Below are 15,309 nucleotides of genomic sequence, written 5' to 3'. Positions count from 1 at the left end.
CGGCAGTCGCAATGCTTCCCCTCCCCCTCCCCCTCCCCCCCCCCCCCCCTCCTCCCCCCCCCCCCCCCCCCCCCCCCCCCCCCCCCCCCCCCCCCCGCCCGTACGGATCTCCCGCACACCGGGCCTCAGCCGCGCGCGGCGCCCATCACCCGGGCGTACTCCTGCGGGTCCGCGTCGAAGCCGCGCGTGCGCGCGTCCATCGCCCAGCCGCCCGAGGCGTCCCGGACGAACTCGGCCACGGTGGCCGCCGTGGCCCCGGGGATCTCCGAGAAGTCGGTGGTGGCGAGGTCGGTGTGGCCCTCCCGGATCCGCAGCCCCGTACCGCCGACGGCGGCGAAGGTCTTGCGCTCCGGCACCCCGGCGGGTCCCGCGTCCTGGATCACCACGCCGACCACCACCCGGCCCAGCTCCGGCGCCAGCCGGTCCAGTTCGAGGGTCATCACCTCGTCGAAACCGAAGCCCTGCCCGGTACGGCTGTCCCGGCCCAGGGTGATGGTGCCGTCGGGGGAACGGCTGCCGAAGTGGACGAGGTAGACGGGCTCCCCGTACGGCTCCGAGGTGCCGTAGACGGCGGCGACGATGTCCAGGTCGTTCGCGGGCGCGCCCGCCGGACTGGGGTCCCAGCGCAGCGCGATCTCCACCTTGCCCAGGCTCTTGCGTACTCCGCTCACCGAACTCCCCCTCAGCTTGGCCGCTTTGGCCGTGATGTCCGGAGCCATGCTGCCACGCCGCGGTGATCACCGTCTGAACGACCGTAAACAACCGGCCAGTTCCCCCGCCGCCCGGCCGCCCGGTCAGGCGGCCGGATCGACGTGTACGGCCTCCCCTCAGGCCGGCGGCCGCGGCGCGTCCGCCCCGATCAGCACGGCGATCAGCCGGCGGGACGGGGACTCCCCCGGCCAGGGGTGCGGCGCGGGGGCCGCCGGTACGGGTAGTCCACCGCGCCGCCGGCCCAGGCGACGGCCCAGGGAGCGTCGGCCCGGCTACCAGTCGCCGTCCTGGACCGGCTTTCCGGGGCGCGGGGCGTTGCCGAGCGGCAGGACCTGGCCGGGCGCCGGCGGCGTCCAGGGTGCGTGGTCGTCGCCGAGCCAGTCGCCGACGGGCTTGACCTCGGCGAGGGGGCCGGCGGCCGGGAGGTCGGTGCCGGTCTCGTCGTAGTAGTCGTACCAGGGCAGTCCTGCCCGGGTGTAGGCGGCGCGGTCCACGGGTGAGGGCGGTGCGTCCTCGCCCGTGATGCGGCGCCATTCGGGCGGGGTCACGAGGTGGACGAAGACCCGCGCGGCGGGCCGGTCCGCCCACGCCGACAGCTCGCGGTCGTCCTTGTAGACCTCCTGGCGCATCGCACCGCCCACGCCGAGTCCCATGGCGGGGGCCGGTGCCGGACGCCCGGCCGGGTGCGCGGGGGCGGCGCCCGGAGCGGGCGCCGCCATCGGCATGGCCGGCATGGGGGGCCCGCCCGGGGCCGCGCCGTAACCGCCGCCGACCGGACGGGCGCTCCGCAGGCTCGCGCGCCGCTCCTCGCGCCAGGCGGCGAGGGCCTCGGCGCCGAGCGGGAACGCCTGGAGCTGCACCCCGCCGGTCACCTCCTCGCCGGTGACCTGCCCCTCGACCGTGGCGCCGAGGCCGAGCGGCACGGCGACGAACTGGCGCACCGTCCCGTCACCGGAGTTGATTCCGTCGAGCCAGGGCTGGCGGGGCAGCACCACGTAGTTCTGCGGCCCCCGCTCCAGCCGGCCGGTCCACCGCCTGCCCGAGACGGCGCACACCTTGCCGACGCCGACCTGGAGCGCGGCGGGCTCCCGCGACCCTCCGAAGCTGAGCCACATCGCCTCGCGCAGGTACACCGGCAGCATCACGCCGCCCTTGGCGCGCCATTCCGGCGGCACGGTGTCCGGATAGTCCTCGACCCTGCGCAGCGGGAACTCCCCCAGCCCCGGCGGGAGCGCGTGCGTGCCCGACTCGGGCAGGCGCAATGTCCGGATGAACCTGATCCGTACCGCTTCGCCCAGCAGGAGCGTATTGCCCTCGACCCTCGCCGCGCCCATTTCCTCGTTCGCCACCCCGGACAGCTCCTTCTCCCGCCACTCACCGGAGCCGCGGGAAGATCCACGGCTGAACCGGATCGTTATGCTCAAGTTTTCCTCAGAAGTAGTGACGGTACGGCCGTCACCTTCCTAGCTTCCTCATACACGTGCCCTCGCGCCCCCGCGGTTCCGCACGTCTGCCCCCGTTCCCGCGACGTCCCCCGGGATTCCGCGTTCCCGAGGAAAAGAGTTCAGCATGAAGGTTCCCAAGGCCGGTGCGGTCGCCACGGTGATCGTCCTCGCCGTCACCGCCTCCGGCTGTGGTGGTGAAGCCCCGAAGGAGCCCATCTCCATCGGCATCAAGTTCGACCAGCCCGGCATCGGGCTGCGCGAGAGCGACGGCACCTTCACCGGTTTCGACGTCGACGTGGCCACGTACATCGCCAAGGAACTCGGCTACAAGGCCAACGAGATCGAATTCAAGCAGGTGTACAGCTCGGACCGGGAACTGCTGATCCAGTACAACGAGGTCAAGTTCGTCGCCGCGAGCTACACGATCAACGACAAGCGCCGCGAGAAGGTCGAGTTCGCCGGGCCGTACTTCGTCGCCCACCAGGACCTGATGGTCCGCGCCGACGACAACTCCATCACCAAGCCCGAGGACCTCAACACCAAGCGGCTGTGCTCGGTGAGCGGTTCCACCTCCGCGGAGAACGTCCGCAAGACCCTCGCCCCGAAGGCGAGCGTCCTGGAGCTCGGCGGCTACTCGGAGTGCCTCGTCGCCCTCCAGGACAACCTGGTCGACGCGATGACCACCGACAACTCCATCCTGGCCGGGTACGCGGCGCGGAAGGGCAACGCGGGCAAGTTCAAGCTGCTCGGGCTGAACCTGAGCAACGAGAACTACGGCATCGGCCTCAAGAAGGGCGACAACGACCTCCAGCGCAAGATCAACCTCGCGCTCACCAAGATGGTCTCCGACGGCTCCTGGGAAGCCGCCGTGAAGAAGAACTTCGGTCCGGCGAACTACAAGTACGAGCCGGCGCCCCAGGTCACCACCGGGAACTGACGGACCCCGGGGCGGGGTTCCCGTCCGGTCCCGCCCCGGCGCCCGGCCCCCGCCCCGGCTTCCCGCTCCTGCCGCTACGCGAGCGGCGCCTTGCCGCGCAGTACGGTCAGGAACTCCCGCATCCAGGCGGGGTGGTCGGGCCAGGCCCGGGCCGAGACGAGGGTGCCGTCGACCACGGCCTCGGAGTCCCGGAACGCGGCCCCGGCCGCCCGCATGTCGGGCTCCAGCGCCGGATAGGCCGTCACCTGCCGGCCGTCCAGGGCGCCGCTCGCGGCGGTGATCAGCGGGCCGTGGCAGATCTGCGCGATCGGCTTGTCGTCCCCGGCGAAGGCGGCCAGGATCCGCCGTACCTCCGGGTCGTTGCGCAGGTACTCCGGCGCCCGTCCTCCCGGGACGACGACGGCCGCGTACTCACCGGGATCCACGTCCGCGAAGGCGATGTCGGCGGGCCAGGTGTAGCCGGGCTTCTCCGTGTAGGTGTCGAAGCCCTCCTCGAAGTCGTGCACCACGAAGCGCAGCTTCTTGCGGGAGGGCGCCGCGACGTGCACCTCGTAGCCCTCCTCCCGCAGGCGCTGGTACGGGTAGAGCACCTCCAGGGACTCCGCCGCGTCGCCGGTCACGATGAGGATCTTCACTGTCATGGGCCACTCCGGTGAGAGCTGTCGGCGGCCGCGTCGGGCCGCCGTGGGCATCCGCTACCGTGCCCGTGCCCGGCAGCGGACAAACCCCAAGGTCCACGCGGCCGACATGTGGTTTTTACCTGATGGGCACATGACAATATGATCCTCGCTCTGCCACTTGATACCCCGCCAACTGCCATGGCGGGGACGGTGCTTGTGGAGAGGTATCCCCCACGTCATGAAGATCTCCCGTACCGCCCCATGGGCCGCCGGGCTCGCCGCGGCCGCGCTGCTCCTCATACCGGCCAGCGCCAGCGCCGGCCAGCAGCGCACGACCGCCGATGTCGCCGAGGCCGCTCCCCAGGCCGCCACGACCAGCGTGGACGCGTACTACGCGGCCGCCGAGGGCAAGACCGGCGCCGCGCTGAAGTCCGCGCTGCACGGCATCATCAAGGCCCAGTCCAGGGTCAGCTACGACGGCGTGTGGAACGCGCTGAAGGTCACCGACCAGGACCCCGCGAACCCCAACAACGTCATCCTGGTCTACTCGGGCCGCTCCCAGTCCAAGTCCACCAACGGCGGCGGCGTCAACGACTGGAACCGCGAGCACGTCTGGGCCAAGAGCCACGGCGACTTCGGCACCGTCACCGGCCCGGGCACCGACCTGCACCACCTGCGGCCCGAGGACGTCACCGTCAACAGCACCCGCGGCAACAAGGACTTCGACATGGGCGGCAGCCCCGTGTCCGAGGCTCCCGGCAGCTACACCGACGCCGACTCCTTCGAGCCGCGGAACGCGGTCAAGGGCGATGTCGCGCGGATGCTGCTGTACATGGCGGTGCGCTACGACGGCGGGGACGGCTTCGCCGACCTGGAGATGAACGACCGGGTCAACAACGGGACGGCGCCGCTCTTCGGCAGGATCAGCCTGCTCAAGCAGTGGAACCAGATGGACCCGCCGGACGCCTTCGAGCAGCGGCGCAACCAGGTGATCTACGACACCTACCAGCACAACCGCAACCCGTTCATCGACCACCCGGAGTGGGTCAACTCCATCTGGTAGCGGGTCGCGGACCCCGCCCGCCGTTCCCCGGCGCCGGCGTCTCCCCTGCCTCAGGGCCCGAGGCGGCCGGCGAGGGACCGGAAGTCGGCCCAGGACGCCTGCGGCGGGCGCGGGTCCCACACCTTCTGGGAGAGCGCGGCCAGCGGCAGCCGGATGCCCGCGGCCACCTGGGCCGGGGTCTGCGAGGCGGCCAGGTCGCACCAGACGGCGAGGCGGGCACCGAGGACCTGCGCGTCGTAGCGTGCGGGGACGGCGGTGGTGCCGCGCAGGACGAGCGGGGTCCACTGCTCGTAGATCCGCTTGCCGGTGGGGTACGTGAACTGGTTGGGCTCGCCGAGCACGTAGTACAGGTACTCGTCGTTGAGGTTGACCACCTTGCGGCCCGCGTCCAGGTACTCCAGCGGCGGCCGGGCGCCGAGTTCCTTGCCCGTCCAGTACTCGGCCTGGATGTCCGGCGCGGGCCGGGCGACTCCGCCGCGGAAGAAACCGTCGTTCCACGCCTTGAGGGCCTTGCCCGACGGCCTCACCACGTCCGCCCGGTCGTTCAGCCAGCCCGCCGCCAGGTCCTGCACCCGGGCGGACGGCCCGTAGCGGGCCCGCGCGGCGCTCGCGAGTCCGGGGAAGGAGGCCTGGGGGTCGCGGACCACCAGTGCCTGGTACTCGTCGGCGCCCAGGTGCCAGGCGCCGGCCGGGAACAGCGGCAGGAACTCGCGCAGCAGCTCGTCCACGAGCCGGGCGGACGCCGGGTTGGATATGTCCACGGCGCCCTTGACGGCCCGGCCCGCCGCGTCGCGCAGTTGCAGCTCCGGGTGGACGCGGAGCACGGCCCCGAGGTGTCCGGGCGAGTCGATCTCGGGGACGACCGCGATGTGCAGCCGGGCGGCGAGCGCGTTGATCCGGCGTACCTCGGCCTTGGTCAGGTGCGGGGTCGAGACGATCTCGGGGTGGGTGTCGGACTCGATCCGGAAGGCCTGGTCGTCGGAGAAGTGCAGGCCGAGCTGGTTGAGTTTGAGGTCGGCCATCTCGCGCAGCCGGCCCTCTATCCACTCGGCGGTGAAGTGCTTGCGGGCGATGTCGAGGTTGAGGCCGCGCTGGGACTTGGCCGGAGCGTCCTCCACCTTGCCCTCGGGGGCCGAACCGGCCCCGCGTATCTCCTGTTTGAGGGTCCGGGTGCCGTAGAAGACGCCCGCCTCGTCGGGGCCGGTGATGCTGACCCGGCCGCCCTGGACGGTGAGTTCGTACGACTCCGCCGGGCCGGATCCCTTGGCGGCGAGGGCGAGGTGGACGTCACCCGGTTTCGGCTGGTCCGATTCGGCGTACCCGAGGCGCAGTTCGCCGGCGAGCAGCCTGCCCTCGTCGGCCAGGGCGGTCCTGTCGGCGGGTGCGACGAGGACGCGGGCGCCGGGGGCGGGCTTCCAGCCGGGGCCCCGGGCGGGCACGTGTTCGCGTACGGAGGGCACGGTGCGCGGGGCGGTGGAGAGGGCGTACGCGGTCGCGGGCGGCCCGGTGGGCGTCGTGGAGGCGGCGGTCGGCACGGGGGCCGGGGAGGCCGCGCCGGGGGTGGCACGGGTGCCCTCGGCTCCGGCGGTACAGGCGGGTACGGCGAAGGCGACCAGCGTGGCGGCCGCTGCCGTCGCGATGGCCCGACCTCTGCGGAACCGTCCGGTCGTCTGCCTCATCGTGTCTACCCGTGTACCCGTGTACCCGTGTCCCCCGTACCAACCTGGCACGGGGGACGCGTTCGCGCGACCCGGGGCGGGGATGACCGTCGGGGTGGGGTGGGGTGGCCGGGGGTGTCAGTGGTGGACGGGGGTGGGGGCGGCCGCGGTGGCTCCGGAGGCGATGACCCGGCTCCCGCCCGCCGCGCGGCGGTCCGTACGGCGCTCGAGCGCTCCGGAGAGGAGGGCGAGGACGAGCGCGGAGGCGGCGAGGGCGGCGCCGACCCAGTTCGGGGCGGTCCAGCCGAGCCCGGCGGAGAGGACGAGCCCGCCGAGCCAGGCCGCGAGGGCGTTGCCGAGGTTGAAGGCGCCGATGTTGACGGCGGACGCCAGCGTGGGGGCGCCGGCTGCCTGGTCGAGGACCCGCTTCTGCAGCGGCGGCACGGTCGCGAAGCCGAGGACGCCGATGAGGAAGACCGTGACGGCGGCTCCCGCCTTGTCGTGGGCGGTGAGGGTGAAGAGGGCCAGTACGACGGCCAGCGCGCCCAGGGACACGTACAGCATCGGCATGAGCGCGCGGTCGGCGTAGCGGCCGCCGACGAGGTTGCCCGTGACCATGCCGAGCCCGAAGAGGACGAGCAGCCAGGTGACGGAGGTGGCGGCGAAGCCGGCGGCATGGGTCAGCATCGGGGTGATGTAGGTGATCGCGGCGAAGACCCCGCCGAAGCCGAGGACGGTCATCGCCATGGCGAGCAGCACCTGGACGTTGCGGAAGGCGGCCAGCTCGTGGCGGACCCGCACGCCCTCGGGTCGGGGCAGGTCGGGGACCAGCCGCGCGATGCCGAGCAGGCCGAGCACGCCGAGGGCGGCGACGGCCAGGAAGGTGACGCGCCAGCCGAGGTGCTGGCCGACGAGGGTGCCGAGGGGGACGCCGACCACGTTGGCCACGGTCAGGCCGGTGAACATCATGGCGATGGCGCCGGCCTTCTTCTCGGGTGCCACGAGACCCGCGGCGACCACCGAGCCGATGCCGAAGAAGGCTCCGTGGGCGAGGGAGGCTACGACGCGTCCGGCCAGCATCAGGCCGAAGGCGGGGGCGAGGGCGGAGAGCAGGTTGCCCGCGATGAAGAGGCCCATGAGCAGCATCAGCATGCGCTTGCGGGGGACGCGGGTGCCGAGGACGGTCATCACCGGGGCGCCGAGGACCACGCCGAGGGCGTAGCCGGTGACGAGGAGGCCGGCGGTGGGGATCGAGACGCCGTAACCGGCCGCGACCTCGGGGAGAAGGCCCATGATCACGAACTCGGTGGTGCCGATCCCGAAGGCTCCGATGGCGAGGGCGAGGAGCGCGAGAGGCATGACGGGGCTGCCCTTCAGGGTTCTGGGTGTGGGGGAAGCGAGGGCCGGCACGTGTGCGCCCGCCGGTAACACTCGTCCACATTAATTGCAGACGCGGGATATTTGCAAGCGCGGGCTATTGCGCCCGTGACCTATCCTGGACCCAGGGAAACGGAAGGCCGCAGGTTCGCGCGGCAGGGACACGACGGCGGAGGAGCCCCCATGACGGCCACGGACAGCGCACTGACCCGCCTCGCCCAGGGCTGGTGCGCCCTCTCCCTCCTCCACGGCCGGATCGAGGCGCACATCGAGCGCGCCCTCCAGGCCGGCCACGGCCTGAGCGTGCGCGAGTACTCGCTGCTGGACGTGCTCAGCCGGCAGCACGGCGGCCCCGGCGGACACCTGCGCATGCACCAGGTCGCGGACTCGGTGGTGCTCAGCCAGAGCGCGACGACCCGGCTCGTCAGCAGGCTGGAGGACCGGGGGCTGCTGAGCCGCTACATCTGCGACACCGACCGCCGGGGCATCTACACCGACGTCAGCGAGGCGGGCCTGGCCCTCCTGGACCAGGCCCGCCCGACGAACGCCGCCGCCCTGCGCGAGGCCCTGGACGAGGCCGCGCTCAACCCGGAGCTGGCCCCTCTGGTGGCAGCGGTGGAGAACACCCCCGGGTAGGGGGCGGACACGTCTCGGCCGGCGGTTCCTAGCCCCCCGACCTCGAAGGGCTGGGAGTGGCCTGCGGACCGCCGGCCCCGCCCGCCGGAGCCGTCGTGGCCGGGGCGCCGGAAGGAACCCGCGGGGCCGTCGGCGACGCCGAGCGCGGCGGCCGCTCCGGGGTCGCCGACGGGGCCGGGGTGGGAACGGCCGCCCCGGTGCTCGGCCCCGCCGACACGGTCGGCAGGGCCGGCGGGACCGGGGCCGACGGTGACACGCTCGGCCGGTCCGTACCCGTGGGCGCGGTCGGGCCGAGCTCGGGCGGTGCGGCGGGCGGCTCCGGCCGGGCCGGCCGCTGGTCAGGCCCGCCGAGCACGAGGTAGCCGGCCAGCGCGGCCGCCGCCAGGCCGGTCAGGCCCGCGACGGTCCACCCCCCGCGCCGCAGCCGGAGCGCGCGCGGGGACAGCCGCCGCCCGTGCGGACCGGGCGGTTCGGCGGGCCGCAGCGAGCGGACCGTCACCTCCTCCGCGCGGGCTTCCAGGGCGTGGCGCAGCCGGCGCTCCACGGGGCGTTCGCCGTCGGGCGCGGTACCCGTAGAACCGGTCATACCCGTCCCTCCAGAATCCGTTCCAGCGCGTCCAGGGCGCGGCTGGCGTTCGACTTCACCGCGCCCCGGCTGATGCCCAGCGTCTCGGCGATCTCCGCCTCGCTCATGTCCGCCCAGTACCGCAGGACCAGCACCTGGCGGCGTCGCGGGGTCAGCTCGCCCAGTGCCGCCAGCACCTCCCGGTGCGCCTCCCCGAGGACCACGGAGGCCTCGGCGGAGGGGACGTCGGCGGTGACCGGCGGGATCCAGGCGCGGGCGGTGCGCCGGCGGCGCAGCACGGACCGCGAGGCGTTCACCACGGAGGTGCGCAGGTAGCCCAGCGCGTTGTCCACCTCCGAGATCTGCTCCCCGTGGCGGCGGTAGAGGGCGGTGAAGGCGTCCTGCACCACGTCCTCGGCGGTGCCCAGGTCGTCGACGAGGAGCACGGCGAGGCGGACCATGCCCAGCCGGTGGGCGTGGTAGAGCTCGCTGACGGTCGGCGGGCGCGGGGGCCGCTCCGCGCCGTGGCCGCCGGTGCGGTACGCGTCGTCGTGCGGGTACGCGTACGCGTGGCCGCCGGTCGCGCGGGTGCGGCGGCCGGCCGCCGGCGGGGCGGAGGGCTCGCGGCGGGTGAGCCACCACCACAAGCCCCGCCACACCCGGGCGGAGCCGGGCGTGAGGGGGCTGGCGGTGGTCGCGAGTTCGAGCACGGGTGTCCTCAGTTGCCGGCGCGGCGCCGCACGGCGAACAGGGCACCGCCGCCGGCGGCGACGAGTGCGGCCGCTCCGGCCCCGAGGGCGACGGTGGTCGCCGAGGAGCCAGTATGCGCCAGCTCGGCCCCTTCACCGGAGGCGGCCGACGCGGAGGGCACGGTGGAGGGCTGGGCGCCGCCGGCCGGGACCGAGGGGACCGGGGTGGGCGTCGCACCGCCCGGCGGGGCCGGGACGGGGCTCGGCTTGCCGCTGCCGCCGCCCGCCGGCCGCGAGGGCACGGCGGTGGGCTGGACGCCGCCGGCCGGCCGCGAGGGGACCGCGGTGGGCTCGCCCCCGGCCGGCAGCGTCGGGGAGACGCTCGGCGCCGGGGCGGTCGTCGGCGAGGCGGAGGGTCCCTGCGCGGCGGAGGCCGGCCCGGCGAGGGCGATGACCGCCCCGGCGGCGGCGGCCGCGACGGCCGCCCGGCGGGCGGTGACGGGTACAACGCGCTTCAGGTTCTTCACAGTGGCTCTCCACGGTCGGGTGCGGGGCGGGAAATCCGCCCTTCACCCCCGCACGACGCGCGAGTGCCCGATCGGTTGCCGCTGTCACGGAAAAAACTTCGCGCGCCGTCCCGCCGTCCCGCCGGCCGCGGTTCAGGGGCGGGGCGGCGGCCAGGGAACCTCCTCCAGCAGCGGCAACAGCACCTCCTCCTCGAACTCGAGATGGGCCGTCAGCTCCGCCGTCATCCGCGCCAGTCCGGCACGGAACCGCTCCGGTTCGGTGATGGCCACCTCGCCCAGCAGCGAGGCCAGTTCGGTCTGGATCCGGGCGACCGTGCGGTGTTCCTCGCGCAGCCGCTCGAAGGTGGGCGCCAGGTGCGGATGATGGGCGGCGATCCCGGGGAACAGGTGGGCGTCCTCGCTGGTGTGGTGGAACTCCAGGCCCTGGCAGAAGGCCAGGCAGCGCTGGCGGATCTGCAGTCCGAGCCCCGGCGCCGGCGGTCCGCCCGGCCCGGTGTGGGCGGCGCGGGCGGCGAAGTGGGCCTCCGTTTCGGCGCCGACGTGACGCAGCTGGTCCCGCAGCCAGGTGTGGACCTCCAGGAGCTTGCCCGCCAGGGTGGTGACCCCGCCGGACGCCTGCCGGCCGTCGGGCTCGGCGGGCTCGTCGGGCTCCAGACGGACGACGGGGAGCGGGCGGGTGGTGCGGGCCTGGTAGTCGGCGTATCCGGGGGCGGCGCGCACGACGGCTTCGAAGAGCTCCGCGCGCCGGGCCCCTTCGGCCGGTATCGCGAGGGCCTCGAAGGTGTCGCCGCCGAGCTCCACCGTCACCTGCGGGTGGGCCAGGAGGTTGTGGTACCAGGCCGGGTGGCGGTCGGCGCCGAGGTTGGAGCCGACGATCAGCAGGGCGCCGTCGTGGCGGACGTAGCCGAGCGGGGTGGTGTGTCCGGCTCCCGACCGGGCGCCAGTGGTGGTGAGGAGGAGCAGGTCCTCGCCTTCGAAGGGGCCGCCGACCTTGCCGCGGTTGGCGCGGAACTCCTCGATGACGGACCGGTTGAAGTCATGGGCGGGCGTGGGCACAGGGCGTTTCTCTCTCTGGGCGTGCCTGTCCGGCGCGCCACCGGTCCCCCGGCGGGCCGCCGTGGAGCGGGAGTTGCCGGAGCGGGGCGTGCGGGACCAGGCGTACGGACGTACGCGCGTACGCGGTCGTGAAAGGAAGGAAAGGCGGTCCCGGCTCGGAGGCCGGACCGCGACGCGGGAGCCGTGGGTACGGCTGCTCTACGTCAACTGCGGGGCGCGGAGTATTGGCTCATGGCGGGTCCCTGCATCAAGGGTGTTCGCCCGATCACCGGCCGGCCCACTGCTCTTTGGCCGGAGTCACGCGACACCGTCCGTCATTACACGCGAGCGGGACGGCGGTTGTCAATGCCGTTGATCACGTACGTACGCACGCGCGCAGGGCCCGGCCCAGGACGGCGACGCCCTCCTCGATCTCACCGGCCGGCCCGGCCGCGTACCCCAGGACGAGGCCCGGCGGGCCGGGCCGCAGCCGGTGCCAGGACAGCGGGTGCGCCTTGACGCCGAGGGCCAGGGCCGCCTCCGCCACGGCGGTGTCGGAGAAGGACGCGCCGTCGAAGGTGACCATCAGGTGCAGCCCCGCCGCGGCGCCGTGCACCCGGGCCCCGGGCAGCCGCTCGGCGACGGCCCGCAGCATCGCGTCCCGGCGGCGGCGGTGGCGGCGGCGTACGAAGCGCAGGTGGGCCTCCAGTTCGCCCGAGTCCATCAGCCGGGCGAGGACGAGCTGTGCGAGGACGGGGTTGCCGAGGTCGGCGTAGCTCTTGGCCTCCACGACGGGGTCCAGCAGGCGCCGCGGGACCAGCAGCCAGCCCAGCCGCAGGGCCGGGGCGAGGAGCTTGGACACGCTTCCCGCGTAGCAGACCCCCTCGGGCGCCAGGGCCCGCAGGGCGGGGACGGGTGCGCGGTCGTAGCGGTGCTCGGCGTCGTAGTCGTCCTCCAGGACCAGTCCCCCGGCGGCGGCCCAGTCCAGCAGGGACCGGCGGCGCTCCCCGTCGAGGACGACCCCGGTCGGGAACTGGTGCGCCGGGGTCATCAGCACCGCCTGCGCCCCGCTCGCCCGCAGCGCGGCCACGTCCAGACCGGCCCCGTCCACGGGTACGCCCACCACGTCCAGCCCGCCGTGCTCCAGCTGCCGGCGCGCCCCCAGCGAACCGGGGTCCTCCACCGCCACCCGGCGCACCCCCGCCCCGGGCAGGACCTGCGCGAGCAGCCCGAGGGCCTGCGCGACCCCGGCGACCACGACGACCTCGGCGGGATCCGCCCGGATGCCCCGGTTGCGGGCCAGCCAGCCGGCGACCGCCTCCCGCAGGGCGGGCGCGCCCTGCGGGTTGCCGTAGCCGAAGTCGGCCGCGGTGAGGGCGGCGAGCACCCGGCGTTCGGCCCGCAGCCAGGCGGCGCGCGGGAAGGCGGTCAGGTCGGGCACCCCGGGCGAGAGGTCGATCCGGCAGGGCGCGGCGCGCAGCGCGTCCACCGGCCCCCCGCGCGGTACGGCGGCCGCGGGCCCGGACGGCGGGGGCGGCGGGGCGGCGACGACCACGGTCCCGGCCCGGCCCCGGCCCGCCACCTGGCCGGTCTCGGCGAGCCGCTGGTAGGCCTCGGTCACCAGTCCGCGGGAGACGCGCAGCTCGGCGGCGAGCACCCGGCTGGCGGGGAGCCTGCTGCCGACGGGGAGGGTGCCGTCGGCGATGGCGGCGCGCAGCCGGCCGGCGAGCCACTCGGTGCGGTTGCCGGGCGGGGCCTGGCCGATGTCGAGCTGGAGGAAGTCGGAGCCCGTTATGGACCCCTTGGGGGTGCCTTCATTGGACCTGCTCACCGGACCATTGTGCCTTCAGGCTGGACCGCATGAGCACTTGCGCTTCGTCCTCGACCTCGTCCTCGCCCTCGCCCTCGGCTTCCGCTGCCCCCTCCGCCCCTGCCGTCCCCGTTTCCCCCGGGCGCTCCACCGCCCTGCGGGACCTGGCTCCCGGGATCGCCGGGATGGCGCTGGTCGGCGGCAGCGTCGGTGTCTCCCGCGCCCTGGTCGACGCTCCGCTGTTCGCCTCCCAGGCGGTCCGCTACGTGGTCGCCGCCGTGATCCTGGTCGTCCTCGCCCGCGCCGCCCGGGTCCCGCTGTCGCGGCCCAGGGGGCGGGAGTGGCTGTGGCTGGCCGGGATCGCGGCCGGCGGGCTGGTGCTGTTCAACGTGGCCGTCGTCCGGGGCGTCGCGCACGCCGAGCCGGCCGTCATCGCCGTCGCCGTGGCCTCCGTACCGGTACTGCTCGGGCTCGTCGGCCCGCTGCTGGAGCGGCGCCGGCCCAGCCGCCGGGTACTGCTGGCGGCGGCCGTGGTGGTCGCGGGGGCGGTGCTGGTCGAGGGGACCGGGCGGACCGATGCGGCGGGGGTGGGCTGGGCGGCCCTGGCGCTGGCCTGCGAGGCGGCGTTCACCCTGCTCGCGGTGCCGGTTCTGGGGCGGCACGGCGCGTGGGGGGTCTCCGTACACGCGGTGTGGATGGGGGCGGTGATGCTGGCGGTGCTGTCGGCGTGCACGGAACGCCCGACCGCGCTGGCGGAGCTGACCGCCGGTCAGTGGGCGGCCGTCGGGTACCTCGCGGTGCTGGTGACGGCGGTGGCGTTCCTGCTCTGGTACCGCACGGTGGCCGCCGTGGGTTCCGGCCGGGCGGGGCTGCTGACCGGGGTCGCCCCGCTCGCGGCGGCCGGCGCCGGGGTGCTGTCGGGCGGCGGGACGCCGGGCCCGGTGGTGTGGCTGGGCCTGGCGGTGGTGATCGCCGGGCTGGCGCTGGGGCTGCGGGGAGGCGGGGAGCCCTCGGGCTCGTGAGCCGGCTCGTGCGGTCCACCCTGGCGGGCCGCCGCACTTGCGCACCCGGGCGCCCGTGGAAGGGCCGTACCGGACGTACGGATCAGGTCCCGGAGGGCACCAGCACCACGGCCGTGCCGTAGGCGCAGACCTCGGTCCCGACGTCGGCGGCGTCGGTGACGTCGTAGCGCGTCATCAGCACCGCGTTGGCGCCGCGCGCCTTCGCCTGTTCGATCAGCCGGTCCATGGCCTGGTTGCGGGTCTGCACGAGGGTCTTGGTGAGGCCCTTCAACTCGCCCCCGATCATGGACTTCAGGCCGGCGCCGATCTGGCTGCCGAGGTGCCGGGAGCGCACGGTGAGCCCGAACACCTCCCCGATGACCCGCTCGACGCGGTAGCCCGGGACGTCGTTGGTGGTCACGACCAGGACGCCGGTCTGCTGGGCGCCGGGGCCGCCGCCGTAGTCTTCGATACCCATGGGCACACTCTGCTGCCGGGGGCGGCCCGCCGCATCCGCAGGACGTGCGCACGACCGGCGCCACTTTGGCGATATTGCGCATATCGGGCTAATGGCCGGTGCGTCGGCCCGGACGCGCCCCGGCCCGTCGTCATAGTCGTCTGTGGCGGCCCGCGGGCCGCCACCCCCAGCCGCGCCCGGCGGCCGGGCGGAAGCCTTCGTGGAGGAGCGGCTCATGCTGAAGCCCACCAGGACCATCCTCGCTCTTGCCGCCGGCAGCATGGTGCTCGGCCTGTTCGGCGCGGGCGTCGCCGTCGCGGACGGCGGTCCGGTGGCCGACGGACCGCGCGCGCAGAAGGTCCTCGACGACGACCCCCGCTACGACGAGTACGACGAGTACGACCCCGGCTACGAGGAGCACGAGGAAGAGCAGTCCGGCGATGACGGGGCCGTCACGTACCCCAAGCCCAAGTACGCCCTGGGCAGGGTCGTCTCGCAGGGCCCGCTGAAGACCCGCAGCAAGCCCACCACCCGCTCGAAGGCCCTGGGCAAGGTGCACCCGCGCCAGAAGCTGTCGATCGTGTGCAAGAAGCACGGCGAGAGGGTCGACGGCAACGACCTCTGGTACCTGCTGGAGCGCAAGCGCGACCGCACGGCCGTGGACGGCGAGGACCGCGTCGACGACAAGGCGTACGACCGCGAGCGCGCGTGGGTCTCCGCCCGCTACGTCAAGGACATCACCCCGGTGAGTTGGTGCCGTCCCTGACCCTGCCGGGGC

At 74.4% G+C, this 15,309-nt stretch carries 16 protein-coding genes; 5 read left to right on the top strand and 11 right to left on the bottom strand.

The window, feature by feature from the left end; genetic code table 11:
* Window positions 1-125 precede the first annotated feature (125 nt).
* Together ACZ4WZ_RS04410 and ACZ4WZ_RS04405 are read right to left on the bottom strand one after the other, a co-directional pair.
* Complete coding sequence (locus ACZ4WZ_RS04410; RefSeq protein ID WP_467884857.1) at window positions 126-671, bottom strand: TerD family protein; 546 nt, start codon at window positions 669-671, stop codon at window positions 126-128.
* 312 nt (window positions 672-983) lie between these two features.
* Window positions 984-2,045, bottom strand: coding sequence for a hypothetical protein (locus ACZ4WZ_RS04405; protein WP_467884997.1), 1,062 nt, complete (start codon window positions 2,043-2,045; stop codon window positions 984-986).
* A gap of 235 nt (window positions 2,046-2,280) precedes the next feature.
* Here ACZ4WZ_RS04405 and ACZ4WZ_RS04400 point away from each other — a divergent pair, with 235 nt between their 5' ends.
* Window positions 2,281-3,093: a glutamate ABC transporter substrate-binding protein gene (locus tag ACZ4WZ_RS04400; protein ID WP_467884855.1), complete on the top strand. Its 813-nt coding sequence runs from the start codon at window positions 2,281-2,283 to the stop codon at window positions 3,091-3,093.
* A gap of 74 nt (window positions 3,094-3,167) precedes the next feature.
* Here ACZ4WZ_RS04400 and ACZ4WZ_RS04395 read toward each other — a convergent pair whose 3' ends face one another.
* Window positions 3,168-3,734 (bottom strand): DJ-1/PfpI family protein, encoded by a 567-nt coding sequence (locus ACZ4WZ_RS04395; protein WP_467884853.1) that lies wholly within the window; start codon window positions 3,732-3,734, stop codon window positions 3,168-3,170.
* Window positions 3,735-3,951: 217 nt separating this feature from the next.
* On the opposite strand from ACZ4WZ_RS04395, the gene ACZ4WZ_RS04390 reads away from it, so the two are divergent.
* The gene (locus ACZ4WZ_RS04390) at window positions 3,952-4,776 is read left to right on the top strand and encodes an endonuclease I family protein (protein WP_467884851.1); all 825 of its coding nucleotides are present in this window, start codon (window positions 3,952-3,954) and stop codon (window positions 4,774-4,776) included.
* A gap of 50 nt (window positions 4,777-4,826) precedes the next feature.
* Here ACZ4WZ_RS04390 and ACZ4WZ_RS04385 read toward each other — a convergent pair whose 3' ends face one another.
* Window positions 4,827-6,455, bottom strand: coding sequence for a beta-N-acetylhexosaminidase (locus tag ACZ4WZ_RS04385; protein WP_467884849.1), 1,629 nt, complete (start codon window positions 6,453-6,455; stop codon window positions 4,827-4,829).
* 117 nt (window positions 6,456-6,572) lie between these two features.
* On the bottom strand, window positions 6,573-7,793 hold the full coding sequence (locus tag ACZ4WZ_RS04380; protein ID WP_467884847.1) for an MFS transporter: 1,221 nt from the start codon (window positions 7,791-7,793) through the stop codon (window positions 6,573-6,575).
* A 201-nt stretch (window positions 7,794-7,994) separates the two neighbouring features.
* Here ACZ4WZ_RS04380 and ACZ4WZ_RS04375 point away from each other — a divergent pair, with 201 nt between their 5' ends.
* A complete protein-coding gene (locus tag ACZ4WZ_RS04375) occupies window positions 7,995-8,447 on the top strand; it encodes a MarR family winged helix-turn-helix transcriptional regulator (RefSeq protein WP_467884845.1) in 453 nt (150 codons plus the stop codon).
* Window positions 8,448-8,475: 28 nt separating this feature from the next.
* On the opposite strand, the gene ACZ4WZ_RS04370 is transcribed toward ACZ4WZ_RS04375, so the two are convergent.
* The 5 genes from ACZ4WZ_RS04370 to pdxR all read right to left on the bottom strand — a co-directional run bounded on the left by ACZ4WZ_RS04370 (window position 8,476) and on the right by pdxR (window position 13,094).
* Window positions 8,476-9,033 carry a hypothetical protein gene (locus ACZ4WZ_RS04370; RefSeq protein WP_467884844.1) on the bottom strand — a complete coding sequence of 186 codons (558 nt, stop codon included), beginning with the start codon at window positions 9,031-9,033 and terminating at the stop codon, window positions 8,476-8,478.
* Window positions 9,030-9,722 carry an RNA polymerase sigma factor gene (locus tag ACZ4WZ_RS04365; protein WP_467884842.1) on the bottom strand — a complete coding sequence of 231 codons (693 nt, stop codon included), beginning with the start codon at window positions 9,720-9,722 and terminating at the stop codon, window positions 9,030-9,032. Before ACZ4WZ_RS04365 ends, ACZ4WZ_RS04370 begins: the two co-directional genes overlap by 4 nt.
* Window positions 9,723-9,730: 8 nt before the next feature.
* A complete protein-coding gene (locus ACZ4WZ_RS04360) occupies window positions 9,731-10,228 on the bottom strand; it encodes an LAETG motif-containing sortase-dependent surface protein (protein ID WP_467884841.1) in 498 nt (165 codons plus the stop codon).
* 132 nt (window positions 10,229-10,360) lie between these two features.
* Complete coding sequence (locus ACZ4WZ_RS04355; RefSeq protein ID WP_467884839.1) at window positions 10,361-11,284, bottom strand: nitroreductase/quinone reductase family protein; 924 nt, start codon at window positions 11,282-11,284, stop codon at window positions 10,361-10,363.
* Between the two features lie 355 nt (window positions 11,285-11,639).
* The gene (pdxR, locus tag ACZ4WZ_RS04350; protein ID WP_467884837.1) at window positions 11,640-13,094 is read right to left on the bottom strand and encodes a MocR-like pyridoxine biosynthesis transcription factor PdxR; all 1,455 of its coding nucleotides are present in this window, start codon (window positions 13,092-13,094) and stop codon (window positions 11,640-11,642) included.
* A gap of 29 nt (window positions 13,095-13,123) precedes the next feature.
* Here pdxR and ACZ4WZ_RS04345 point away from each other — a divergent pair, with 29 nt between their 5' ends.
* Entirely contained in the window at window positions 13,124-14,095 is a 972-nt protein-coding gene (locus ACZ4WZ_RS04345) for an EamA family transporter (RefSeq protein ID WP_467884836.1), read from the top strand.
* Window positions 14,096-14,177: 82 nt separating this feature from the next.
* Here ACZ4WZ_RS04345 and ACZ4WZ_RS04340 read toward each other — a convergent pair whose 3' ends face one another.
* The gene (locus ACZ4WZ_RS04340; protein WP_467884835.1) at window positions 14,178-14,552 is read right to left on the bottom strand and encodes a YbjQ family protein; all 375 of its coding nucleotides are present in this window, start codon (window positions 14,550-14,552) and stop codon (window positions 14,178-14,180) included.
* A 214-nt stretch (window positions 14,553-14,766) separates the two neighbouring features.
* Between ACZ4WZ_RS04340 and ACZ4WZ_RS04335 the strand changes: the two genes are divergently transcribed.
* A complete protein-coding gene (locus tag ACZ4WZ_RS04335; protein ID WP_467884834.1) occupies window positions 14,767-15,297 on the top strand; it encodes a hypothetical protein in 531 nt (176 codons plus the stop codon).
* Window positions 15,298-15,309 lie beyond the last annotated feature (12 nt).

The organism is Streptomyces sp. NPDC029122 (assembly GCF_055569445.1).
Note: the sequence above shows the minus strand (reverse complement) of the source record. Positions and strands in the feature narration are given on the sequence as shown.

Bases quoted from the DNA above. Each gene is read 5' to 3' on its own strand.
- ACZ4WZ_RS04405 (WP_467884997.1), bottom strand. From the start codon at position 2,045: ATGGGCGCGGCGAGGGTCGAGGGCAATACGCTCCTGCTGGGCGAAGCG.
- ACZ4WZ_RS04400 (WP_467884855.1), top strand. From the start codon at position 2,281: ATGAAGGTTCCCAAGGCCGGTGCGGTCGCCACGGTGATCGTCCTCGCC.
- ACZ4WZ_RS04395 (WP_467884853.1), bottom strand. From the start codon at position 3,734: ATGACAGTGAAGATCCTCATCGTGACCGGCGACGCGGCGGAGTCCCTG.
- ACZ4WZ_RS04390 (WP_467884851.1), top strand. From the start codon at position 3,952: ATGAAGATCTCCCGTACCGCCCCATGGGCCGCCGGGCTCGCCGCGGCC.
- ACZ4WZ_RS04385 (WP_467884849.1), bottom strand. From the start codon at position 6,455: ATGAGGCAGACGACCGGACGGTTCCGCAGAGGTCGGGCCATCGCGACG.
- ACZ4WZ_RS04380 (WP_467884847.1), bottom strand. From the start codon at position 7,793: ATGCCTCTCGCGCTCCTCGCCCTCGCCATCGGAGCCTTCGGGATCGGC.
- ACZ4WZ_RS04375 (WP_467884845.1), top strand. From the start codon at position 7,995: ATGACGGCCACGGACAGCGCACTGACCCGCCTCGCCCAGGGCTGGTGC.
- ACZ4WZ_RS04370 (WP_467884844.1), bottom strand. From the start codon at position 9,033: ATGACCGGTTCTACGGGTACCGCGCCCGACGGCGAACGCCCCGTGGAG.
- ACZ4WZ_RS04345 (WP_467884836.1), top strand. From the start codon at position 13,124: ATGAGCACTTGCGCTTCGTCCTCGACCTCGTCCTCGCCCTCGCCCTCG.
- ACZ4WZ_RS04340 (WP_467884835.1), bottom strand. From the start codon at position 14,552: ATGGGTATCGAAGACTACGGCGGCGGCCCCGGCGCCCAGCAGACCGGC.
- ACZ4WZ_RS04335 (WP_467884834.1), top strand. From the start codon at position 14,767: ATGCTGAAGCCCACCAGGACCATCCTCGCTCTTGCCGCCGGCAGCATG.